This window comes from Novosphingobium sp. NDB2Meth1, from assembly GCF_900117425.1.
In the GTDB taxonomy this organism is placed as follows: domain Bacteria; phylum Pseudomonadota; class Alphaproteobacteria; order Sphingomonadales; family Sphingomonadaceae; genus Novosphingobium.
Map to the genome: position 1 here is coordinate 38,512 of NZ_FPEH01000023.1, position 18,253 is coordinate 56,764.

Here is an 18,253-nt window from a genome sequence, read left to right on the forward strand (position 1 = left end):
TCCCACCACCTCAGTCAAATTCTTCGCATTCACGTCGGAAACTCGGGCAAGACCATCTGCCCCCCGGGCAGCTCGCCCGTAAGGCCGATGCGCTTGCCGGCCAGCGGCCCGAGCACCACCAGCGCTGCAATCAGCATAACGATTTCTAGGCTGTAGACCGTGGCATAGCCTGCCGCGCGTCCACCCGCGCCGCTCGCCCACGAGACAGTATCGCGGATCACGCCGCCCACCGCGAGCGCGCTGCCCGCCGCCGTCGCCTGCACCGCGCCCCATGCGCCCAGCGCCACACCGGAGTCGCCGCGCTGCGCCAGCGACATCGCCGCGATCAGCGTCCCGACCGAGAACAGCCCGATGCCGAAGCCGATCGAGCCCGCACCTACGGCAAGGAGCAGCGCTGAATGGAGCGGCGCTGCCAAGAGCACGAGAATGAACGCGCAGATCCCGCCGACCATACCCGCACCCGCCAGTCGCAGCGGATCGAAGCCGCGCTCCAGCACCCGCGTGGAAATCGAGAAGCCGGCAATCGCCCCCAAGGCCCACGAACCCGTCAACATCGTGGTCGAACCGACAGCAAGGCCCAGCAGTTCGGCACCATAGGGCTCCAGCAGCGCATCCTGCATCGCAAAGGCCGCCGCGCCGAGGCCAATGGCGGCCAGCAGGCGTTTGGTGTTGCCCTCGGCGACGAATTCGCGCCAGACATCGCTGAACTCCGGCGTCCCGCGGTCCTTGGCGGTCCGGCCGGGATTGCGGCCTTCCTGCTTCCACAATGCGGTCACGTTGAGCACCAGCGTGACCACCGCTGCGCCCTGGATCACCTGCACCAGCCGGGTCGGGCTGAACGGCACCAGCAGGCCGCCGATCACGAAGGCTGAAACCATCATGCCCACCAGCAGCATCACATAAAGCAGCGCCACCGCGCGGGGACGTTTGTCCTCGCGCGCAAGATCGGTCGCGAGCGCAAGGCCCGCAGTCTGCGTCACATGAAGCCCGGCACCCGTCAGCAGGAACGCCAGCGCCCCTCCGCCAAGGCCGGTATAGAACGTGCGGGCCTCGCTCATCAGCAGCAGCGCGAAGGGCATGATGGCAAGGCCGCCCCACTGCATCAGCGTGCCGAACCAGATATAGGGCACGCGCCGCCAGCCCAGCACCGAGCGGTGGGTATCGGACTTGTGCCCGATCAGCGCGCGCAAGGGTGCGAACAGCAGCGGCATCGCGATCAGCAGCGAAACCAGCCAGGCCGGCGTGTGCAGCTCGACGATCATCACGCGGTTGAGCGTGCCGTTGAGCAGCACTGTCGCCATGCCCACGCTCACTTGGAACAGCGCGAGGCGCAGCAGGCGGGAGAGCGGCAGTTCGGCGCTGGCCGCGTCGGCGAAAGGTAGCCAACTCACCGCCACGCGCGTCCACTGGCCCGCCATACGCGACATGCGGCTTTGCGGCACGGTGTCAGTCAAGGCGGGTGTGCCGGTCATCGTCAGTCGCGGACCAGTTCGATGGCGTTTGAGATGTAGAAGCCGCTGCCGATCCGCTCGCTGCGGCCGACGTGCCAGCCGGGCAGGGCCTCCTCGATCATCGCGACGAGGTCCGCGTCGCGCACCGGCACGATCGCGGGGGCGCGGTCGCTGCGCGGGAACATCAGGCCCATCGTGTGCATTGCGCGCAGCATCGGCGTAGACGGCGCATGGGTGAACACGATCGAGCCGTCGCAGCGCTCCGCCAGCGAAACCAGCGTCGCGACGATATCTTCGGGCCGGTAGTGGATCAGCGAGTCCATCGCGACCACATGGTCAAATCGGCCATGCGCGGGATCGAGCATGTCGCCCACCCGCCAGTGGATCCGGCCATGGCCAAGAAACGAAGGCTGGCGTTCGCGCGCGATGGCAACGAGCCCGCCCGCAACATCGACCCCTACCACTTCCGCCCCGCGCCGCGCGGCCAGCACGCTCAGCGCGCCGGTGCCGCAGCCCGCATCGAGGACGCGCATGCGCCTCAGATCATGCGGCAGCCAGCTCAGCAGCACGTCGCGCATGGCATCCCGCCCGGCGCGCACCGTCGCGCGGATGCCGCTGACCTTGGTGTCGGACGTCAGGTCGATCCAGGCCTTGCGAGCGGTGCTGTCGAAGTACGTCGTCAGCTTGTCGCGCTGCGTGGCGAAGCGCGAGCCATGGTGACCGAAGCCGGAAGACGGGTGCGTTGCCATCACTCAAACCCCAGAAAATCAAAGATATCGCGGTCTTTCATCGCCAGCGCGTCAAGCGCAGGCGCTCCTGCCCACAGCGTGCGGGCGAGATTGAGATATTCCTCCCGCGCCTTGATCACTTCCGGGCTGTCCGGCATCTCGAAGAGCGTGCACTTCTTGAGCCGCGAGCGGCGGATCTCGTCGAGATCCTTGAAGTGGGCGAGGCGCTTGAGGCCGGTGGCGGCGTTGAAACGGTCGATCTCGTCGGTGCCTGCCGAACGGTTGGCGACCACACCCGCAAGGCGCACGTCGTAGTTTTTCGACTTGGCGTTGATGGCCGCAACGATGCGGTTCATCGCGAAGATGCTGTCGAAATCGTTGGCCGTCACGATGATGGCGCGCTCGGCATGCTGGAGCGGGGCGGCAAACCCGCCGCAGACCACGTCGCCCAGCACGTCGAAGATCACGACGTCGGTGTCTTCGAGCAGGTGGTGCTGCTTGAGGAGCTTCACCGTCTGCCCCACGACATAGCCGCCGCAGCCGGTACCCGCCGGGGGCCCACCCGCCTCGACGCACATCACGCCGTTGAAGCCCTCGAACATGTAGTCCTCGGGCCGCAGTTCCTCGGCATGGAACTCCACCGTCTCCAGCACGTCGATCACGGTCGGCATCAGCTTCTTGGTGAGGGTGAAGGTGGAATCGTGCTTGGGATCGCAGCCGATCTGCAGCACGCGGTGGCCGAGCATCGAGAACGCGGCGGAAAGGTTCGACGAGGTGGTCGACTTGCCGATGCCGCCCTTGCCGTAGACGGCAAAGACCTTGGCATTGCCGATGCGATCAGCGGGATCGAGGCGGACTTGCACCGACCCGTCGCCATCAGGCTTTCGGACGGGGGGATCGAGAAGTGCCATGCTTGGTTTCCTTTATGCCGCGACGGCTGCAACGGACGCGGGGGCCGACGTTGAAGGCATGATGCCCTCAAGGCGGTCCTCGAGTTCGTTACTGGCGGCGTGGAGAGCTGCGAGTGTGGCTTCGTCGGGCGACCAGAACTGCCGGTCGACCGCTTCGAGCAAACGGTTGGCAACGCGCGCCGAAGCGCGCGGATTGAGGGCGGCCATGCGCTCGCGCATCGCGGCGTCGAGCACATAGGTCTCGCTGATGCGCTGGTAGACCCACGGATCGACTTCGCCGGTCGTGGCGGACCAGCCCATCGTGGTGGTGACGTGGCCCTCGATCGCGCGCACGCCTTCGTAGCCGTGCCGCAGGAGGCTCTCCTGCCAGACAGGGTTGAGGATGCGGGTGCGGGTTTCCAGCGCAACCTGCTCCTGCAGGCTGCGGACCTTGCCCGAGCCTTGGGTCTGGTCGCCGATATAGACCGGCGCGGTCTCGCCGCCCCTGGCCCGCGTCACCGCGCGGCTGATCCCGCCCAGCGCATCGACGTACTGATCGATGGTGGTGATGCCGAGTTCGACGCTTTCGAGATTCTGGTAAGCGCAATCGACCGTCTTGAGCGCCGAGGCGAGAATCGCCGCCTGCCGCACCGGCACGCCCTTCACGCCGTAGGCATAGCCCTTCTGCCGCTCGAAGCTGTCCGCCAGCTCGTCCGGATCGGTCCACGCGCCGTTGTCGATCATCAGGTTGACGTTGGCGCCGTAAGCCCCTTGCGCATTGGAAAAGACGCGCAGTGCCGCCGTCTCGAAGTCGCACTTGTGCTCGTCCTGGTGAGCGATGGCGTGGGCGCGCACAAAGTTCATTTCGAGCGGCTCGTCAGCGCTGGCGGCGAGCAGGGCAGCCTCGGCTAGCATGCGCGTCTGCAGCGGCAGCAGGTCGCGGAACACGCCCGAAAGCGTCGCGATCACGTCGATGCGCGGGCGGCCGAGTTCTTCCAGCGGGATCAGTTCAGCCCCGGCAAGACGGCTGTAGCTGTCGAAGCGCGGGCGGGCGCCGATCAGCGCAAGGACCTGCGCGATCTGCGCGCCTTCGCTCTTGAGGTTGTCGGTGCCCCACAGCACCATCGCGATGGTTTGCGGCAAGTGACCGCTGTCCGCGAGGCTGCGCTCGATCAGCTTCTTCGCCTGCTCGGCACCGTCCTTCACCGCGAATGCGGAAGGCAGGCGGAACGGATCGAAGCCGTGGATGTTGCGCCCGGTGGGCAGGATTTCCGGTGCGCGCAGCACGTCCCCGCCCGAAACCGGCCGCACGAACCGCCCAGCCAGCGCGCGGACGATGCCGTCCAGCTCGTGGTTGGTGGAGAGCGCTGCGTTAAGCGCGCCCATGTCCTTGAGCAGCGGCGTATCGAGCTTGATCCGGCCATCGACCAGCAGTTCGGCGGTCTGCGCTGGCAGCGGTTCCCCGCGCGCTTCGGCGGAGGCGCGGATCATGTCGATGCGCTCCTCGCGGCTTGCCACCTGTCCCGCGACGTGGAGCCCCTGCGGGATCAGCTCGCGCTCGATCTCGTAGAGCCGCGCGGCGAGGGCAGGCACCTCTCTGCCATCAAGGTCAAGCGCTTCGGCCTGTTCGGCGATCAGCTCCGCGAGCAGTCCGGCCTGCTCGTCGCCCGGGGGCAACGAACGCCAGCGTTCGACCGAGGCCTTGAGGTCGGCGAGGCCCTTGTAGACACCCGAGCGGGTGAGGGCAGGGGTGAGGTAGCTGACCAGCGTTGCACCCGAACGGCGCTTGGCCAGCACGCCTTCCGAAGGGTTGTTGGCGGCGTAGAGGTAGACGTTGGGCAGGTCGCCGATCATCCGGTCCGGCCAGCACTGTGCAGTTAGGCCGGTCTGTTTGCCGGGCATGAATTCAAGGCTGCCGTGTGTTCCGAAGTGCAGCACGGCGTGGGCCTGGAAGTCCTCGCGCAGCCAGCGGTAGAACGCGGCAAAGGCGTGGCTCGGAGCGAAGCGGCCCTCGAACAGCAGCCGCATCGGATCGCCCTCGATGCCGATGGCGGGCTGGATGCCGACGAACACATTGCCGAACATGGCTCCCAGCACCTGGACCGCGCTGCCATCGGACTGCAGCTTGCCCGGCGCCGGGCCCCACGAGGCCTCGATCTCCTTGAGCCAGACTTCGCGCGACACGATGCTGTCCGCCGTCACCCGCGCATGGACATTGGCCTCGGTGCCGTAGCGCGCCGAATTGCCGATCAGGATCGCCTCGCGCAGCGCATCGACGCTCTCCGGAACTTCGACCGTGTAGCCTTCAGCCGCCAGCCGTGAGAGCGTTGCGTGAAGCGATTCAAACACGCTGAGGAACTGCGCCGTGCCCGCCGCACCGGCGTTCGGCGGGAAGTTGAAGAGCACGACCGCGATCCGCCGTTCCGCAGCCGCGGCGCGGGCCAGATCGATCTGCTTCACCACCCGCGCGGCGAGGGCCTCGGCCCGCTCGGCGCAGCTTTCCATCTGGCGCACGCCGGCGGCGCTCGCGCCGGCAAAGGTGCAGCCCTTCGCGCAGCCGGTGCAGGCCTCGCCGCTGCCGTCCGCGCGGCCGCCGAACACCATCGGCTGGATCGCGCCGTCGAGTTCCGGAATCGCGATCATCATCGTCGATTCCAGCGGCAGCAGCCCTTGCGGGTTTGCACCCCAGGCCTGCAGCGTCTGGAATTCCACCGGATGCGCCGCGATGTACGGGCGGTCGAGCTTTGCCAGAATTTCTTCCGCTGCCGCCGTGTCGTTGTAGGCGGGGCCACCGACGAGGCTGAACCCCGTGAGGTTCACCACCGCGTCGACCGTCGACTTCCCGTCCTTCAGGAACAGCGCCTCGATCGCCGGACGCCCGTCAAGCCCACCGGCGAAGGCCGGGATCACGCTCAAGCCCTGTGCTTCCATCGCCGCGATCACGCCGTCGTAGTGCCGCGCATCCTTCGCGAGGACGTAGGAGCGCAGCATCAGCAGGCCGACGGTGCCGCGCTTGCCTGCGGTCGCACTGGCGGGAAGCGCAGCCGCGGTAGCCGCCATGCGCGGAGTCATCGCCGGGTGGTAGACGCCGACTTCGGGATATTCGCGCGGGGCCTCCGCCTTCATTGCGCCGCGCAGGGCTGCGCGTTCGCCGCTGGCATAGCGGTCGATCAGCGCGCGGATCATGTCCACCACGTTGTCGTCGCTGCCCGCCAGCCAGTATTGCAAGGTCAGAAAATAGGCCCGCACGTCCTGCGCGGTGCCAGGCACGAAGCGCAGCAGCTTGGGCAGACGGCGCAGCATGGCCATCTGGCCCTTGCCCGAGCTGGCGCCCGGCTTGCCCGATCCGCGCAGCTTCTTGAGCAGGCCCATCATGCCGGTGGCGGGCTTGTCCATGCGGTAGTCGCCCATGCGCGTGAGCTTGACCACTTCGCCCGCCGACATCAGGCCGACAATCGCGTCGCAATCCTCGCGCCGGGCTTCCAGCGCGGGCATCACCGCGCGGATGTGGTCCTCGAGGAACAGCATCGTGCACAGGATGATGTCGGCCCGCGCAATATCGGCACGCGCGGCATCGAGCGTGCCGGGCTTTTCTTCCCAGTCCGCCGCCGCGTGGAAGCCGATGGTGACCCCGGTCCCGGCCCGCGCAAACTGCGCTTGCGCGCGGGCAAATGCGCCCGAAAGGTGGTTGTCGAGCGTGATGACCACGACGCGCACCGGGGTGTCCGGCGTGGGGGCGAGAGGCGCCTTACCGCGCATAATGGGCCTTCGCGTCGTAGAGCGTCTCGAGCGTGATCGCGCCGAGCCCCATCTCGCTCGCAAACTTCTCGGTGTTGCGCTTGGCCTTGCCGCGCACGAAGAACGGGATCTTGCGCAGCTCCCGCTCCGCCTCGGCGGTCCATCCGAGCTCGCCCGCCATGGCCGGCGCAGCGTCCTCCTTGATCAGGATGTCGCCTGCAGGCGCCAGTACCGGTTCCGGCTTGGTGTGCCCATGGAGGTGCGACGGGCCAGCCGCATCGCTGAACTCGAAATCGTCGCGGAACATGGTAAGCAAGTGCTCTTCCAGCCCCATCACCAGCGGATGGACCCAGGTATCGAAGATCACGTTCGCGCCCTCGAAGCCCATTTGCGGGCTGAACCGCGCCGGGAAATCCTGCACATGCACCGGCGAGGAAATCACCGCGCAGGGCACGCCCAGCCGCTTCGCGATATGGCGCTCCATCTGCGTGCCCAGCACTAGTTCGGGTGCGGCTGCAGCGATGGCTTCCTCGACGGTCAGGTGATCGTCGGTGATCAGCGGCTCGACGCCATATTCCTTGGCGGCATTGCGGATGTCGCGCGCGAATTCGCGGTTGTAACAGCCCAGCCCGCAGACGGTGAAACCGAGTTCTTCATGCGCAATCCGCGCGGCAGCGACGGCATGGGTTGCATCGCCGAAGATGAAGACGCGCTTGCCGGTAAGGTAGGTCGAGTCCACAGAGCGGCTCCACCATGGCATGCGCGATGCAGGATCATCGAGCGCCAGCGCCGGATCGACCCCGGCCAGCGCCGCAACTTCGTTGATGAAGGCACGCGTGGCGCCGACGCCGATGGGAACCGTGCGGATGGCGGGCTGGGCAAAGGTCCTGTCGAGCCAGCGCGCGGCCTCGTCGCCGATCTCGGGATAGAGCACGATGTTGAAGTCCGCCGCGCCGATCGTGCGGATGTCCTCGGGCGATGCCCCCAGCGGCGCGACGAGATGGACGTCGATCCCGAGCAGGTCGAGAATGCGGCGCACTTCGCGGATATCGTCGCGGTGGCGGAAACCGAGCGCGGCGGGGCCGAGCAGATTGACCAGTGGGCGGCGGCCTTCGCGCGGCGCGGGCCGCACCGAGGTATCCGCGAGATGGCGTACGATCTGGTAGAACGTTTCCGCCGCGCCCCAGTTTTCCTTGCGCTGATAGCTCGGCAATTCGAGCGGGATCACCGGGCAGGGCAGGTTCATATTCGCAGCTAGGCCCGCCGGATCGTCCTGGATTAGCTCTGCCGTGCACGATGCACCCACCAGCAGAGCCTGCGGCTGGAACCGCGCCACAGCATCGCGCGCCGCGTTCTGGAACAGGCTCGCGGTATCCTTGCCCAGATCGCGCGCCTGAAATGTCGTATAAGTGACTGGCGGACGGGCAGCGCGCCGCTCGATCATCGTGAACAGCAGGTCCGCATAGGTATCGCCCTGCGGCGCATGGAGCAGGTAGTGCACCCCGCGCATGGCCGTCGCAACCCGCATGGCGCCCACATGCGGCGGTCCTTCATAGGTCCAGACGGCAAGCTGCATGGGCCTAGATCCTCAGCACGTCGCGGCGGCGCAGCGGCCGGGCGAACAGTTCGGCAAGGTCACCGGCCTGATCGAAGCCGTGGACGGGTGAGAAGACGAGTTCGATCGACCACTTGGTCGAAAGCCCTTCGGCTTCGAGCGGGTTGGCAAGGCCGAGGCCGCAGACGGTAAGGTCGGGCCGATCGGCGCGCACACGATCGAGCTGGCGCTCGACATCCTGCCCTTCGCTGATGCGGGTGCCTTCGGGCATGCGCGCCAGGTCCGCGGCAAGATGCGCGCGGTGGAGATAAGGCGTGCCCACCTCGACCGGAATCATGCCCAGTTCGTTCGCCAGAAAACGGGCCAGCGGGATTTCCAGCTGCGAGTCCGGCAGGAACGTGATGCGCTTGCCTGCGAGTGCCGGCTTGTAGCGCTCCAGCGCACGCTTGGCGCGTTCACGGCCCGGGGCGATCACGCGGTTCACATGCATTTCGTCAATGCCAAACGCCGCTGCTGCCGCGGTCAGCCATGCGGCAGTGCCGTCAGCACCAAACGGGAAGGGCGCATCGATCCGCACCGCACCCCGGTCTTCCAGCGCTCGCGCCGTTTCGCCGAGGAAGGGCTGTGCGAGGAGATAACGGGTGTTCGGGCCGATTGAAGGCAGCGCCCCGGCGCGGCGGGCAGGCAGTACGCCGACATGTTCGATGCCCAGTTCCGCAAACAGACGCAGGAACTGGTCCTCGACAATGTCCGGCAGGGTCCCGACCATCAGCAGCGACTGCGCCGCGCCCGAAGCTTCGGCCGGCATTTCAGGCACCAGCGTGGTGAGGCAGGCGTCTTCGCCCTCGGTAAAGGTCGTCTCGATTCCGCTCCCCGAATAGGCGAGGATGCGCACGCCCTCGGAGCCGTTCTCGCCCTTCAGGTGCCGCGCGCCGATGCGCTGGGCGGCATTGGCGAGATCGAGCTTGATCACTTCGGAAGGGCACGAGCCCACAAGGAAGAGTGTGCGGATTTCCGGGCGCCGCGCCAGCAGCCGCTCCACCACGCGGTCGAGCTCGGCATGGCAATCGGCCATTCCCGCCAGATCGCGCTCCTCGATGATTGCGGTAGCAAAGCGCGGCTCGGCAAAGATCATCACGCCCGCCGCCGATTGCAGCAGGTGGGCGCAGGTGCGCGAGCCGACGACGAGGAAGAACGCGTCCTGCATCTTGCGGTGCAGCCAGACGATTCCGGTCAGCCCGCAGAACACCTCGCGCTGGCCGCGCTCGCGCAGCACTTCGAGCGTGCCATCGCGCGGGCTGGCCGCAAGGGCGGAGGACTGGGCAGGGCTCATGCGGCAGCTCGCTGCAGCCGCGCCGCGCGCAGCTTCAGAACGAACTGCGCTGCGTTGACGACGTAGGTGAGGTAGGCGGCGAGCGCCACGGTAAGCCGTGCTTCCACCGTGCCGATCTTGCCCAGCAGCATGACCATGTAGGCCGTGTGCAGTGCGATCACGAGCATCGAGACGACGTCTTCCCAGAAGAACGCCGGGGCAAAGAGCCACTTCCCGAAAACGACCTTCTCCCAGATCGATCCCGTAACCATGATGGTGTAGAGCGTGAGGGTCTTGGCGATGACCGAAAGGTCTGCCGCGAAGGCGCCGTCACCGGTCAGAAGGCAGCGCACAACCAGCGCGAGGCTGACCAGAAACACCACGAACTGGAAGGGTGCGAGCAGGCCCTGGACCAGTGTCCACGGCGTATTGTCACGCCTTTGCTGCTCTTCGGGGGTATAAAGTGGGCGGGCCTGTCGGGCAGGCCCGCGAGCATTCTGGCGGTGGTCCGAACCGGACCTGATTCCGCGCAGCGCTGTCGTACGAGCTTCCGACATTTCGTGCGTCCCATCCTCTTCGCAACGGGCAGCTTACGACTCGTTCGCGAGGACTGTCAATAAAATTGGACGACAAGAAAAATTGACATCATTGCGTTTGCCAAGGTCGGACAATGGGCGTACGTCTTGTGAACGGGACAGAGTCGGAGTGTCTTTAACCACTATCCCCACGCGGTACCTGCCGCGGCAGACGGGGGGAGTCTGGCATGGACTTGGCGGTTGGGAAAAGCGGGCCACAAGGTGGCCAGGGACCCCGCAAGGCGGATCCCGGCGCTGCACACGAAGAGCATACCGGCGTCCCCGTTACAGGGCGGCGCAAGGGCAGCAGCGGCGGAAATGGCAGCGGTAGCGGCAATGGCCGGAGCGGAAGCTCGCGCCGCTCGCAGCGTTCTGGTTCCAGTTCGGCCATCAACTCGCTGATCGAGGGCGAGATCATTCCCCAGCTCCTCGTGGCGCACCGTATGCGGCCCGGCCGCGCGGCACCAAGTGGCGGCGGGGTCATCACGCCTGAGGATTTGGCGCGCTTCTGTCCACTGCCGTTGACACTGCAGGCAGACGAACTGCTCGTCCATGTCGAGGAATACCTCGCGCGCGGTGTCGGCATCGATGCGATCTTCGTGGATCTCCTGGCTCCGGCAGCCCGCCGCCTCGGCGTGCTGTGGGAAGAGGATCTCTGCGATTTTCTCGATGTCACCATCGGTCTCTGGCGTTTGCAGGAAGTCATGCGCGAGATTGCGTGGGGCAGCCCGATCATCACCGGTCCGCTCAGCGCACCTCGCCGCGCACTCTTCTCGCCGATGCCGGGTGAGCAGCACAGTTTCGGCGCCACCATGGTGCACGAAGTCTTCGTCCGCGCCGCGTGGGACAGCGAGGTTCTCGTCGCGCCCGACATGCGCCAGCTGGTCGCGAAAGTTGCCAACAAATCCTACGATCTCGTTGGCTTGACCGTATCTTGTGAAGTTACTACCGAGTCTCTTGCAAGAACGATCAAGGCGATCCGCAGCGTGTCCATGTGCCAAGAAGTGAGTATTCTGGTGGGAGGACATGCGATCAATGCCAATCCGGCGATGGCTCTGGAAGCCGGCGCGGATGGCTCGGCGGTTGATGCGCCCGGAGCGCTCGCTCTCGCCAACCGTCTGGTTGGCGCGGTCGCGCACCGGACCGTGAACGCCGGCTAGGGCCGGGCACCCCGTGGTAGAACCCGAGCGCGCCATCGCGGACAAGATGCCGTTTAATCGGTCGGAATCCGCTTTCAATGCCATCGGCCCTGCGGATGCGATGCGCCTCGTGCTCGCCTCGGGCGATGTGACCCTTGCGCTTGATCCCGCTGGCCAGATCCTCGACGTTGCTGCCAACCGGCAGGATTTTCCCGGCTGCGACGGCTGGATCGGGCAGCACTTCGATGCCACCGTTACGGTAGAAAGCCGCAGCAAGATCAAGGACATGCTGCAGGCTGACCATGCTGACGCGAGCAATCGCTGGCGCCAGATCAACCACACCAGCCCCGCCGGCGATATCCCTGTCCGCTACCTTCTTATCAGCCTCGATGGCGGCCAGCGCCTGATCGCGGTGGGGCGCGACATGCGCAATGCCGTTGTGCTGCAGCAGCGCCTCCTCCAGGCGCAGCAATCGCTCGAGCGGGACTACATGCGCCTGCGCCAGATCGAGACACGCTACCGCCTGCTGTTCGATCTCTCATCCGAGCCGGTCCTGCTCGTCGAGGCGGACAGCCAGCGCATCCAGGAAGCGAACCCGGCCGCGCATGCGGTGCTGGAGGCGCGGCCCGGCAGTCTCGTCGGCACCAAGCTCTCCGGCCTCGTCGCGCGCGGCTCGCGCGACGCGCTGATCGCCTATCTTGGCGCGGTGCTGACGACATCCGAGGTGTCGCCGCTCACGGTCGAACTCGAACGAGCGCGCCAGCAACTCACCATTTCCGCCACCGGTTTCCGACAGCTGGGAGGCCGCTACTTGCTGGTCCGGCTGAGTTCGGCTGGCGCGCGCACCACCGAAGGCGCTGCCACTTTGCTCGACATTGTCGAGCGCATGCCCGATGCTTTCGTCGTCGCCAATTCCGACATGCGGATCATCGCGGCCAACATCGCGTTCCTCGAACTCGCGCGCGCGGCCTCGCTCGATCAGATCCGCGGACGTCCGCTGGGCGAATTTGTCGGCCGGCCCGGGATCGATCTCGATCTCATCGAAAGCCAGCTCACCAAGTACGGCCTTGCGCGCAACGTGAGCACCGTGGTCCGTGCCCGCGATTCCGAGCTGGAAGAGCCGGTCGAGCTTTCCGCTGTGCGCACGTCGGGCGACAATCCGTGCTATGGCTTCGCAATCCGCGAGATCGGCCGCCGTCTGCGCGATCTGCCGCCGACGCCGCTCGATCTACCGCGCTCGGTCGAACAGCTCACCGAACTCGTCGGCCGCGCCAGCCTCAAGGAAATCGTGCGCGAGAGCACCGATCTCATCGAGCGGCTCTGCATCGAGGCCGCGCTCGCCTACACCTCGGACAACCGCGCCTCGGCCGCCGAGATCCTCGGCCTCAGCCGCCAGAGCCTCTATTCCAAGCTGCACCGCTACGGGCTCGGCAACCTCGTGGGTGAGGGCGAGTAGCCTTTTCCACGCAAGTGTAAGAATCAATTGACACTTGTTGGTGTCAACCATACCCTCCGAGGGTATGACGAAGCCTGCCACTTCGGCCCGCTCGATGGCACTTACGGACCCCAAGGTGATCCGGCGTCCCGCTCCGCGCGACGTGCTGGAGCTCTTGAAGCCGATCACGTGGTTCCCGCCGATCTGGGCTTTCATGTGCGGCGTCGTTTCGTCGGGTCAGCCTGCCTCCGGGCATTTGGTGCAGATCATCGCGGGCGGCCTCCTTGCCGGCCCGCTGGTCTGCGGCAACAGCCAGGCGATCAACGACTGGTTCGACCGCCATGTCGATGCCATCAACGAACCGAACCGCCCGATCCCGTCGGGCCGCATTCCTGGCCGCTGGGGCCTGTGGATCGCCTGCATCGGTACGGTCATCTCCCTTGCGGTCGGCGCGGCGCTCGGCCTGTGGGTCATGGCCGCGACCGTGGTCGGCCTTGCCGCCGCCTGGGCCTACAGCGCGCCGCCGTTCCGCTTGAAGGCCAGCGGCTGGTGGGGCCCGATGCTGGTCGGGCTGACCTACGAAGGCCTCAGCTGGTTCACTGGCGCCGCCGTGATGACCAGCACGCTGCCGCCCACGCCGGTGCTCGTCGTCCTCGTGCTCTACAGCCTGGGCGCGCACGGGATCATGACGCTCAATGATTTCAAGGCTGTAGAGGGTGATCGCCAGACCGGTGTGCGCTCGCTCCCGGTCGTGCTCGGCGTCCGCAATGCCGCGCTGCTCGCCTGCACGGTCATGGCGCTCGCGCAAGTCCTCGCCGCGATCTACCTTGTGCAACATGGCTTCATGCTGTCTGCCGCTATCGTTGCGGCGGTCCTCGCGGTGCAATTCGCGCTGATGCCGAGACTGATTGCCGATCCGGCGGGCCGCGCGCCTTGGTATGGCGGAACCGGCGTCACGCTCTATGTCCTTGGCATGCTGGCAGCTGCCGGCGGCCTCGGCGGGCATTGGTGAAGGGGGCGTGGTGACAGGCTTCGGCTGGTTCTCGATCGCCCGGCTCGGGCTGGTGCAAGCCTCCATCGGCGCGATCGTCATGCTCGCCACGTCGCTGCTCAACCGCGTCATGGTCGTCGAATATGGCATGGCCGCCGCCGTTCCGGCGGGGCTCGTCGCGCTGCATTATGCCGTCCAGCTTGCGCGGCCGGTCTGGGGCCATGGCTCGGACCGTGGCCATGCCCGCACGCCGTGGATCATCGGCGGTGTTGCCGTGCTGGGCGCTGGAGCAATGCTCGCCGTTTTCGCACTGCCGCTCGCGCCGCTCCCTGCCAATGCATTGCTTTTGCTCGGCTTCGTCCTGATTGGAGCAGGTGTCGGTGCGGCGGGCACATCGCTTCTCGCCCTGCTCGCGGCGGGTGTCGCACCCCAGCGCCGCGCCGCTGCCGCGGCGGTCACGTGGATCATGATGGTCATGGGCATCGTGGTATCCGCCGGCACAGCTGGTGCGCTGCTTGAGCCATTTTCGTGGGCGCAACTCGTCAGGGTCTCCGGCGGCATCGCGCTCGCTGCCCTCCTGATCACGGTGCTCGCCACCTTCCGCCTCGAACGCGGCATCCAGCCCGCCACTCCCGAACCGACCAGTGAAACCAGCCTCGGCGAGGCCCTGCGCGCCGTCTTTGCAGAAACCGCCGCGCGCCGCTTCACCGTGTTCGTGTTCCTCTCGATGCTCGCCTATTCGATGCAGGACCTGATCCTTGAACCTTTCGCCGGGATCGTCTTCGGCATGACGCCTGCCCAGTCCACCTCGCTCTCCGCGGTCCAGCACAGCGGCGTGCTCCTCGGCATGATCGTCGCCGGCATCGGCGGCAGTGCCTTTGCAGGCCGCGCGGCGGGCGAACTCAGGGGCTGGATCGCCGCCGGTTGTGTCGGTTCCGCGCTCGCACTGGCAGGCCTGGCCGTCGGTGCCGGCATCGGACCCGGCTGGCCGCTCGCCGCCAACATCGGGGTGCTTGGCTTCACCAACGGCGTATTTGCCGTCTCCGCCATCGGCGCGATGATGAGCCTCGCCGGCGAAGGCCGGAAATCCGATACCGGCCTGCGCATGGGCATATGGGGCGCGGCGCAGGGCATCGCCTTCGGCCTCGGCGGCCTTTCCGGCGCCATCGGCGTTGATCTTGCGCGCCACGCGGAAAGCGATGGGCGTGCATTCCAGACGATTTTCACGTTCGAGGCCATGCTGTTCATGGCCGCGGCGGTGATGGCGGCGCGCATTGCGGGTCAGGGCGCGGCAGTGAAATTGCGGGAGGCGGAAGCATGATCAAGATCGATTTCGACGTCGTCGTGGTGGGAGGCGGCCCCTCCGGAGCCACGGCGGCTGCCGACCTCGCCCGCATGGGCCACTCCGTGCTGCTGCTCGACCGCGATGGCCGCATCAAGCCCTGCGGCGGCGCAGTCCCCCCACGACTTATGGAAGAGTTCGCCATCCCCGACAGCCTCCTCGTCGCCCGCGCCCGCAGCGCGCGCATGGTCGCGCCGTCCGATCGCGCGGTCGATATGCCGGTGGGCGAGATCGGCTACGTCGGCATGGTCGATCGCGACGTGTTCGACGAATGGTTGCGCAATCGCGCTGCGCTAGTCGGGGCCGAGCGCCGCACCGGCACCTTCGAACGCATCGAGCGCGACGGGGCCGAGGGCGCAGTCGTCGTCTACCGCGAGAGCCGCAGCGGACCGGACCACCGCGTGCGCGCCCGCCTCGTCGTCGGTGCAGACGGCGCCCGCTCCGGTGTGGCGCGCGACAGCCTGCCCGGCAGCGAAAACGTCAAGTGTGTCTTCGCCTACCACGAGATCATCAAGTCGCCCCCCGCCAACGACCACGGCTTTGATCCCGCGCGCTGCGACGTGATCTACCAGGGCCGCGTCTCGCCTGATTTCTACGGCTGGGTCTTCCCGCACGGCGAGACCTCCAGTATCGGCGTCGGCAGCGCGAACAAGGGCTTTTCGCTGCGCGGCTCGGTCGCCGCAATGCGCCAGGAAATGGGCCTTGCCCATTGCGAAACGATCCGCAGCGAAGGCGCGCCGATCCCGCTCAAGCCATTGAAGCGCTGGGATAATGGCCGGGATGTCATCGTCTCCGGCGATGCCGCCGGTGTTGTCGCGCCCGCGTCGGGCGAGGGCATCTACTACGCAATGACGTGCGGCCGCCACGTGGCCAACGCAGCGCACCAGTTCCTGCTGACGCGCAAGCCCTCCGCCCTCCGGGCCGCGCGGCGTACCTTCCTGAAGGAACATGGGCGCGTGTTCTGGATCCTCGGGATCATGCAGTACTTCTGGTATTCCAGCGACAAGCGCCGCGAACGCTTCGTGGCGATGTGCGCCGATCCCGATGTGCAGCGCCTGACCTGGCAGGCCTACATGAACAAGAAGCTGGTCCGCGCCGATCCGCTCGCGCACCTCAGGATTTTCCTCAAGGACACCGCGCATCTGCTTGGTTTGAGGGCCGCGCACCCTTGAGCAGGCACGCCAACCGGCCCTGGGGCCTGCCGATTGCCGTTGCCGCCATTGCCGCGACGATCGTCGCCGGCGTCGGCGGCACGATGACCGATACGACCGGCTGGTACCAGTCGCTCAACCTGCCGAGCTGGAACCCGCCGGCGCCCGCCTTCGGCCTGATCTGGACCGTTGTCTTTACCTTGATCGCCGCCGCCGGCGTCTACGCCTGGCGCGCCGCGCCGGACAGCCGCTCCGCCGATACACTGATCGGGCTGTTCGCGATCAACGGCGCGCTCAACGTCAGCTGGACGGTGCTGTTCTTCCAGCTGCGCCGCCCGGACTGGGCGATGGTCGAGCTGGCGGTGCTGTGGGTCTCGATCCTCGTCCTGATCGTGGCCTGCGGCCGCTTCTCCCGCCTCGCCGCGTTGCTGCTCATGCCCTATCTCGTCTGGGTGAGCATCGCCGGCGCGCTCAACTGGCAGGTGATCCAGCTCAACGGGCCGTTTTGAGACGGCGATCACCACAACAACTCCGCTCACCCTGAGCCTGTCGAAGGGTGCTCACGCAACGGTGCAGGGCAAGTCATGCCTGATCTCGCTACCTTCTTCGCCAGCGGCCACGCCGCCGATCTCGTCCTTGCGGTGCTGGTAATCGAGGCCCTCATCCTGCTGCGCGCCGGCCGCCCCGCCATAGACGTTGCGCTGCTACTGCTCCCCGGCGCCTGCATGATGTTGGGCCTCCGCGCTGCGCTCGTCGGCGCCAGCTGGCCATGGATCGCGCTACCGCTGGCGGCCTCGTTCCCGGTGCATTTGGCGGATCTGCTGCGGCGGGGGAGGGGGCGATAAGGTCCTGCTAGTCCATCATTAGGGGCGGCTCAGTTGCCTTTTCAGGATTAGCGAAGAATGAACTCGGCACGCTCGCGCACGCCGCGGGCGGAGTCATCAAGAAATTCCCGAGCGATGGCCTCTACATCACTCAGCTTGTCCCGATGCCGAATGACACCAGACATCGCGACTGATCGGACAGCACCGGATCGGTCCCTGAGCGCCATTGCGATTATGTCCTGTAAGGAGATGTCCGTTGCAAGCGGCCTGTGGGCAAAAACCGTCTCGACACGCCGCCTGCCGATGGTCTTGTCCACCCATCGCCATCTCCAGCCATTCGGCCAACTGGCTTGCCCGGCAATCAATGTTTCGTAGGCGACTGCTCTCGTAGCTGGTTGGACCGCGGAACCGGCGATCTGCGGCAGGAAGCTGTCCATCCATGGTGTTTGCAGTGCCCCGCGCAAGATACGGGCAGTGGGGCCGCTAGGCCGCTCGATGATCTGGGCGGCAAGTTCGGACGCCACGTCGCGACGATTCAACACCGCGTCGAGCCATCTTCTTTCATCACCCCAGCGGCGCCAGCTCGACTTTCGGATCAGCAGGACGGCTGCCGCTTGCGCAACGATGCTCGCGGGTGTCTGCGGAAAGCAGCGCGACACGCACTCTTCCGCGGCGCGGCGAACCTCGGGAACCCAATCATTGAGCCGCCAAGCAAGCGCGATGAACATAAAGGCACTCGAGACAGGTCCGTCGAACTTGCGCAGGGCGGCCTCACGCAAATTGCCATCGCGATGAAACAGGAAAAGCTTCTCTAGTTGGTGTGTCTCGGAAAGCTGTTCCAGCGATCCAACCGACTTGCCCAAGAGCCGAGCCATGAAAGTCGATTTTTCAGGCGGCCGGCGGTAAAGTTCCGCCTCGCGCACAATCACGGATTCGGCTTCAGCCAAAGCACTAGGGTCAATCGCGTCGAGCATCGGCCAGAGGTGCTCGAATGCTGAACCAACCTGCATTCTACTGCGTAGTACCAGACCAAGTTTGCGCAATTCTACCTGCAAGTCTGGTCGAATGGGCGTTCTTCGTTTTCCTCGCATAATTACGAGGGTAACGCGGCGTGGATGACTC

General features: G+C 66.4%; 15 protein-coding genes. 7 read left to right on the forward strand and 8 right to left on the reverse strand.

From position 1 onward, the window contains the following. Positions 1-29: 29 nt before the first annotated feature. Genes NDB2M1_RS16565 through bchF form a run of 7 tightly spaced genes read right to left on the reverse strand, consistent with a single transcriptional unit; the run spans position 30 to position 10,231 of the window. Positions 30-1,427: a BCD family MFS transporter gene (locus tag NDB2M1_RS16565; protein ID WP_072384003.1), complete on the reverse strand. Its 1,398-nt coding sequence runs from the start codon at positions 1,425-1,427 to the stop codon at positions 30-32. A 47-nt stretch (positions 1,428-1,474) separates the two neighbouring features. Then, positions 1,475-2,200, reverse strand: a complete 726-nt coding sequence (gene bchM / locus NDB2M1_RS16570; protein ID WP_072383976.1) for a magnesium protoporphyrin IX methyltransferase — start codon at positions 2,198-2,200, stop codon at positions 1,475-1,477. Beyond that, positions 2,200-3,090 carry a ferredoxin:protochlorophyllide reductase (ATP-dependent) iron-sulfur ATP-binding protein gene (gene bchL, locus NDB2M1_RS16575; protein WP_054123307.1) on the reverse strand — a complete coding sequence of 297 codons (891 nt, stop codon included), beginning with the start codon at positions 3,088-3,090 and terminating at the stop codon, positions 2,200-2,202. Before bchL ends, bchM begins: the two co-directional genes overlap by 1 nt. 12 nt (positions 3,091-3,102) lie before the next feature. Beyond that, positions 3,103-6,828, reverse strand: coding sequence for a magnesium chelatase subunit H (locus NDB2M1_RS16580; RefSeq protein ID WP_072383977.1), 3,726 nt, complete (start codon positions 6,826-6,828; stop codon positions 3,103-3,105). Then, complete coding sequence (gene bchB / locus NDB2M1_RS16585; protein WP_072383978.1) at positions 6,818-8,383, reverse strand: ferredoxin:protochlorophyllide reductase (ATP-dependent) subunit B; 1,566 nt, start codon at positions 8,381-8,383, stop codon at positions 6,818-6,820. The genes NDB2M1_RS16580 and bchB overlap by 11 nt, the downstream gene beginning before the upstream one ends. A 4-nt stretch (positions 8,384-8,387) precedes the next feature. Further along, on the reverse strand, positions 8,388-9,695 hold the full coding sequence (locus NDB2M1_RS16590; protein WP_054123304.1) for a ferredoxin:protochlorophyllide reductase (ATP-dependent) subunit N: 1,308 nt from the start codon (positions 9,693-9,695) through the stop codon (positions 8,388-8,390). Continuing rightward, positions 9,692-10,231 carry a 2-vinyl bacteriochlorophyllide hydratase gene (bchF, locus tag NDB2M1_RS16595; protein ID WP_082364782.1) on the reverse strand — a complete coding sequence of 180 codons (540 nt, stop codon included), beginning with the start codon at positions 10,229-10,231 and terminating at the stop codon, positions 9,692-9,694. The genes NDB2M1_RS16590 and bchF overlap by 4 nt, the downstream gene beginning before the upstream one ends. Before the next feature lie 206 nt (positions 10,232-10,437). On the opposite strand from bchF, the gene NDB2M1_RS23355 reads away from it, so the two are divergent. The 7 genes from NDB2M1_RS23355 to NDB2M1_RS16630 all read left to right on the forward strand — a co-directional run bounded on the left by NDB2M1_RS23355 (position 10,438) and on the right by NDB2M1_RS16630 (position 17,152). Then, positions 10,438-11,409 carry a cobalamin B12-binding domain-containing protein gene (locus NDB2M1_RS23355; protein WP_305778330.1) on the forward strand — a complete coding sequence of 324 codons (972 nt, stop codon included), beginning with the start codon at positions 10,438-10,440 and terminating at the stop codon, positions 11,407-11,409. A 13-nt stretch (positions 11,410-11,422) separates the two neighbouring features. Then, the gene (ppsR, locus tag NDB2M1_RS16605; protein ID WP_072383979.1) at positions 11,423-12,844 is read left to right on the forward strand and encodes a transcriptional regulator PpsR; all 1,422 of its coding nucleotides are present in this window, start codon (positions 11,423-11,425) and stop codon (positions 12,842-12,844) included. Positions 12,845-12,938: 94 nt separating this feature from the next. Beyond that, positions 12,939-13,835, forward strand: coding sequence for a chlorophyll synthase ChlG (chlG, locus tag NDB2M1_RS16610; protein WP_072384005.1), 897 nt, complete (start codon positions 12,939-12,941; stop codon positions 13,833-13,835). Continuing rightward, on the forward strand, positions 13,792-15,135 hold the full coding sequence (locus NDB2M1_RS16615; protein ID WP_371328215.1) for a BCD family MFS transporter: 1,344 nt from the start codon (positions 13,792-13,794) through the stop codon (positions 15,133-15,135). The genes chlG and NDB2M1_RS16615 overlap by 44 nt, the downstream gene beginning before the upstream one ends. Next, the gene (locus NDB2M1_RS16620; protein WP_072383980.1) at positions 15,132-16,328 is read left to right on the forward strand and encodes a geranylgeranyl diphosphate reductase; all 1,197 of its coding nucleotides are present in this window, start codon (positions 15,132-15,134) and stop codon (positions 16,326-16,328) included. Before NDB2M1_RS16615 ends, NDB2M1_RS16620 begins: the two co-directional genes overlap by 4 nt. Next, positions 16,325-16,816 carry a TspO/MBR family protein gene (locus NDB2M1_RS16625; RefSeq protein WP_072383981.1) on the forward strand — a complete coding sequence of 164 codons (492 nt, stop codon included), beginning with the start codon at positions 16,325-16,327 and terminating at the stop codon, positions 16,814-16,816. The genes NDB2M1_RS16620 and NDB2M1_RS16625 overlap by 4 nt, the downstream gene beginning before the upstream one ends. 75 nt (positions 16,817-16,891) lie before the next feature. Further along, the gene (locus NDB2M1_RS16630) at positions 16,892-17,152 is read left to right on the forward strand and encodes a hypothetical protein (RefSeq protein ID WP_171955427.1); all 261 of its coding nucleotides are present in this window, start codon (positions 16,892-16,894) and stop codon (positions 17,150-17,152) included. Between the two features lie 47 nt (positions 17,153-17,199). Here NDB2M1_RS16630 and NDB2M1_RS16635 read toward each other — a convergent pair whose 3' ends face one another. Then, on the reverse strand, positions 17,200-18,105 hold the full coding sequence (locus NDB2M1_RS16635) for a hypothetical protein (RefSeq protein WP_072384007.1): 906 nt from the start codon (positions 18,103-18,105) through the stop codon (positions 17,200-17,202). Between the last annotated feature and the right edge of the window lie 148 nt (positions 18,106-18,253).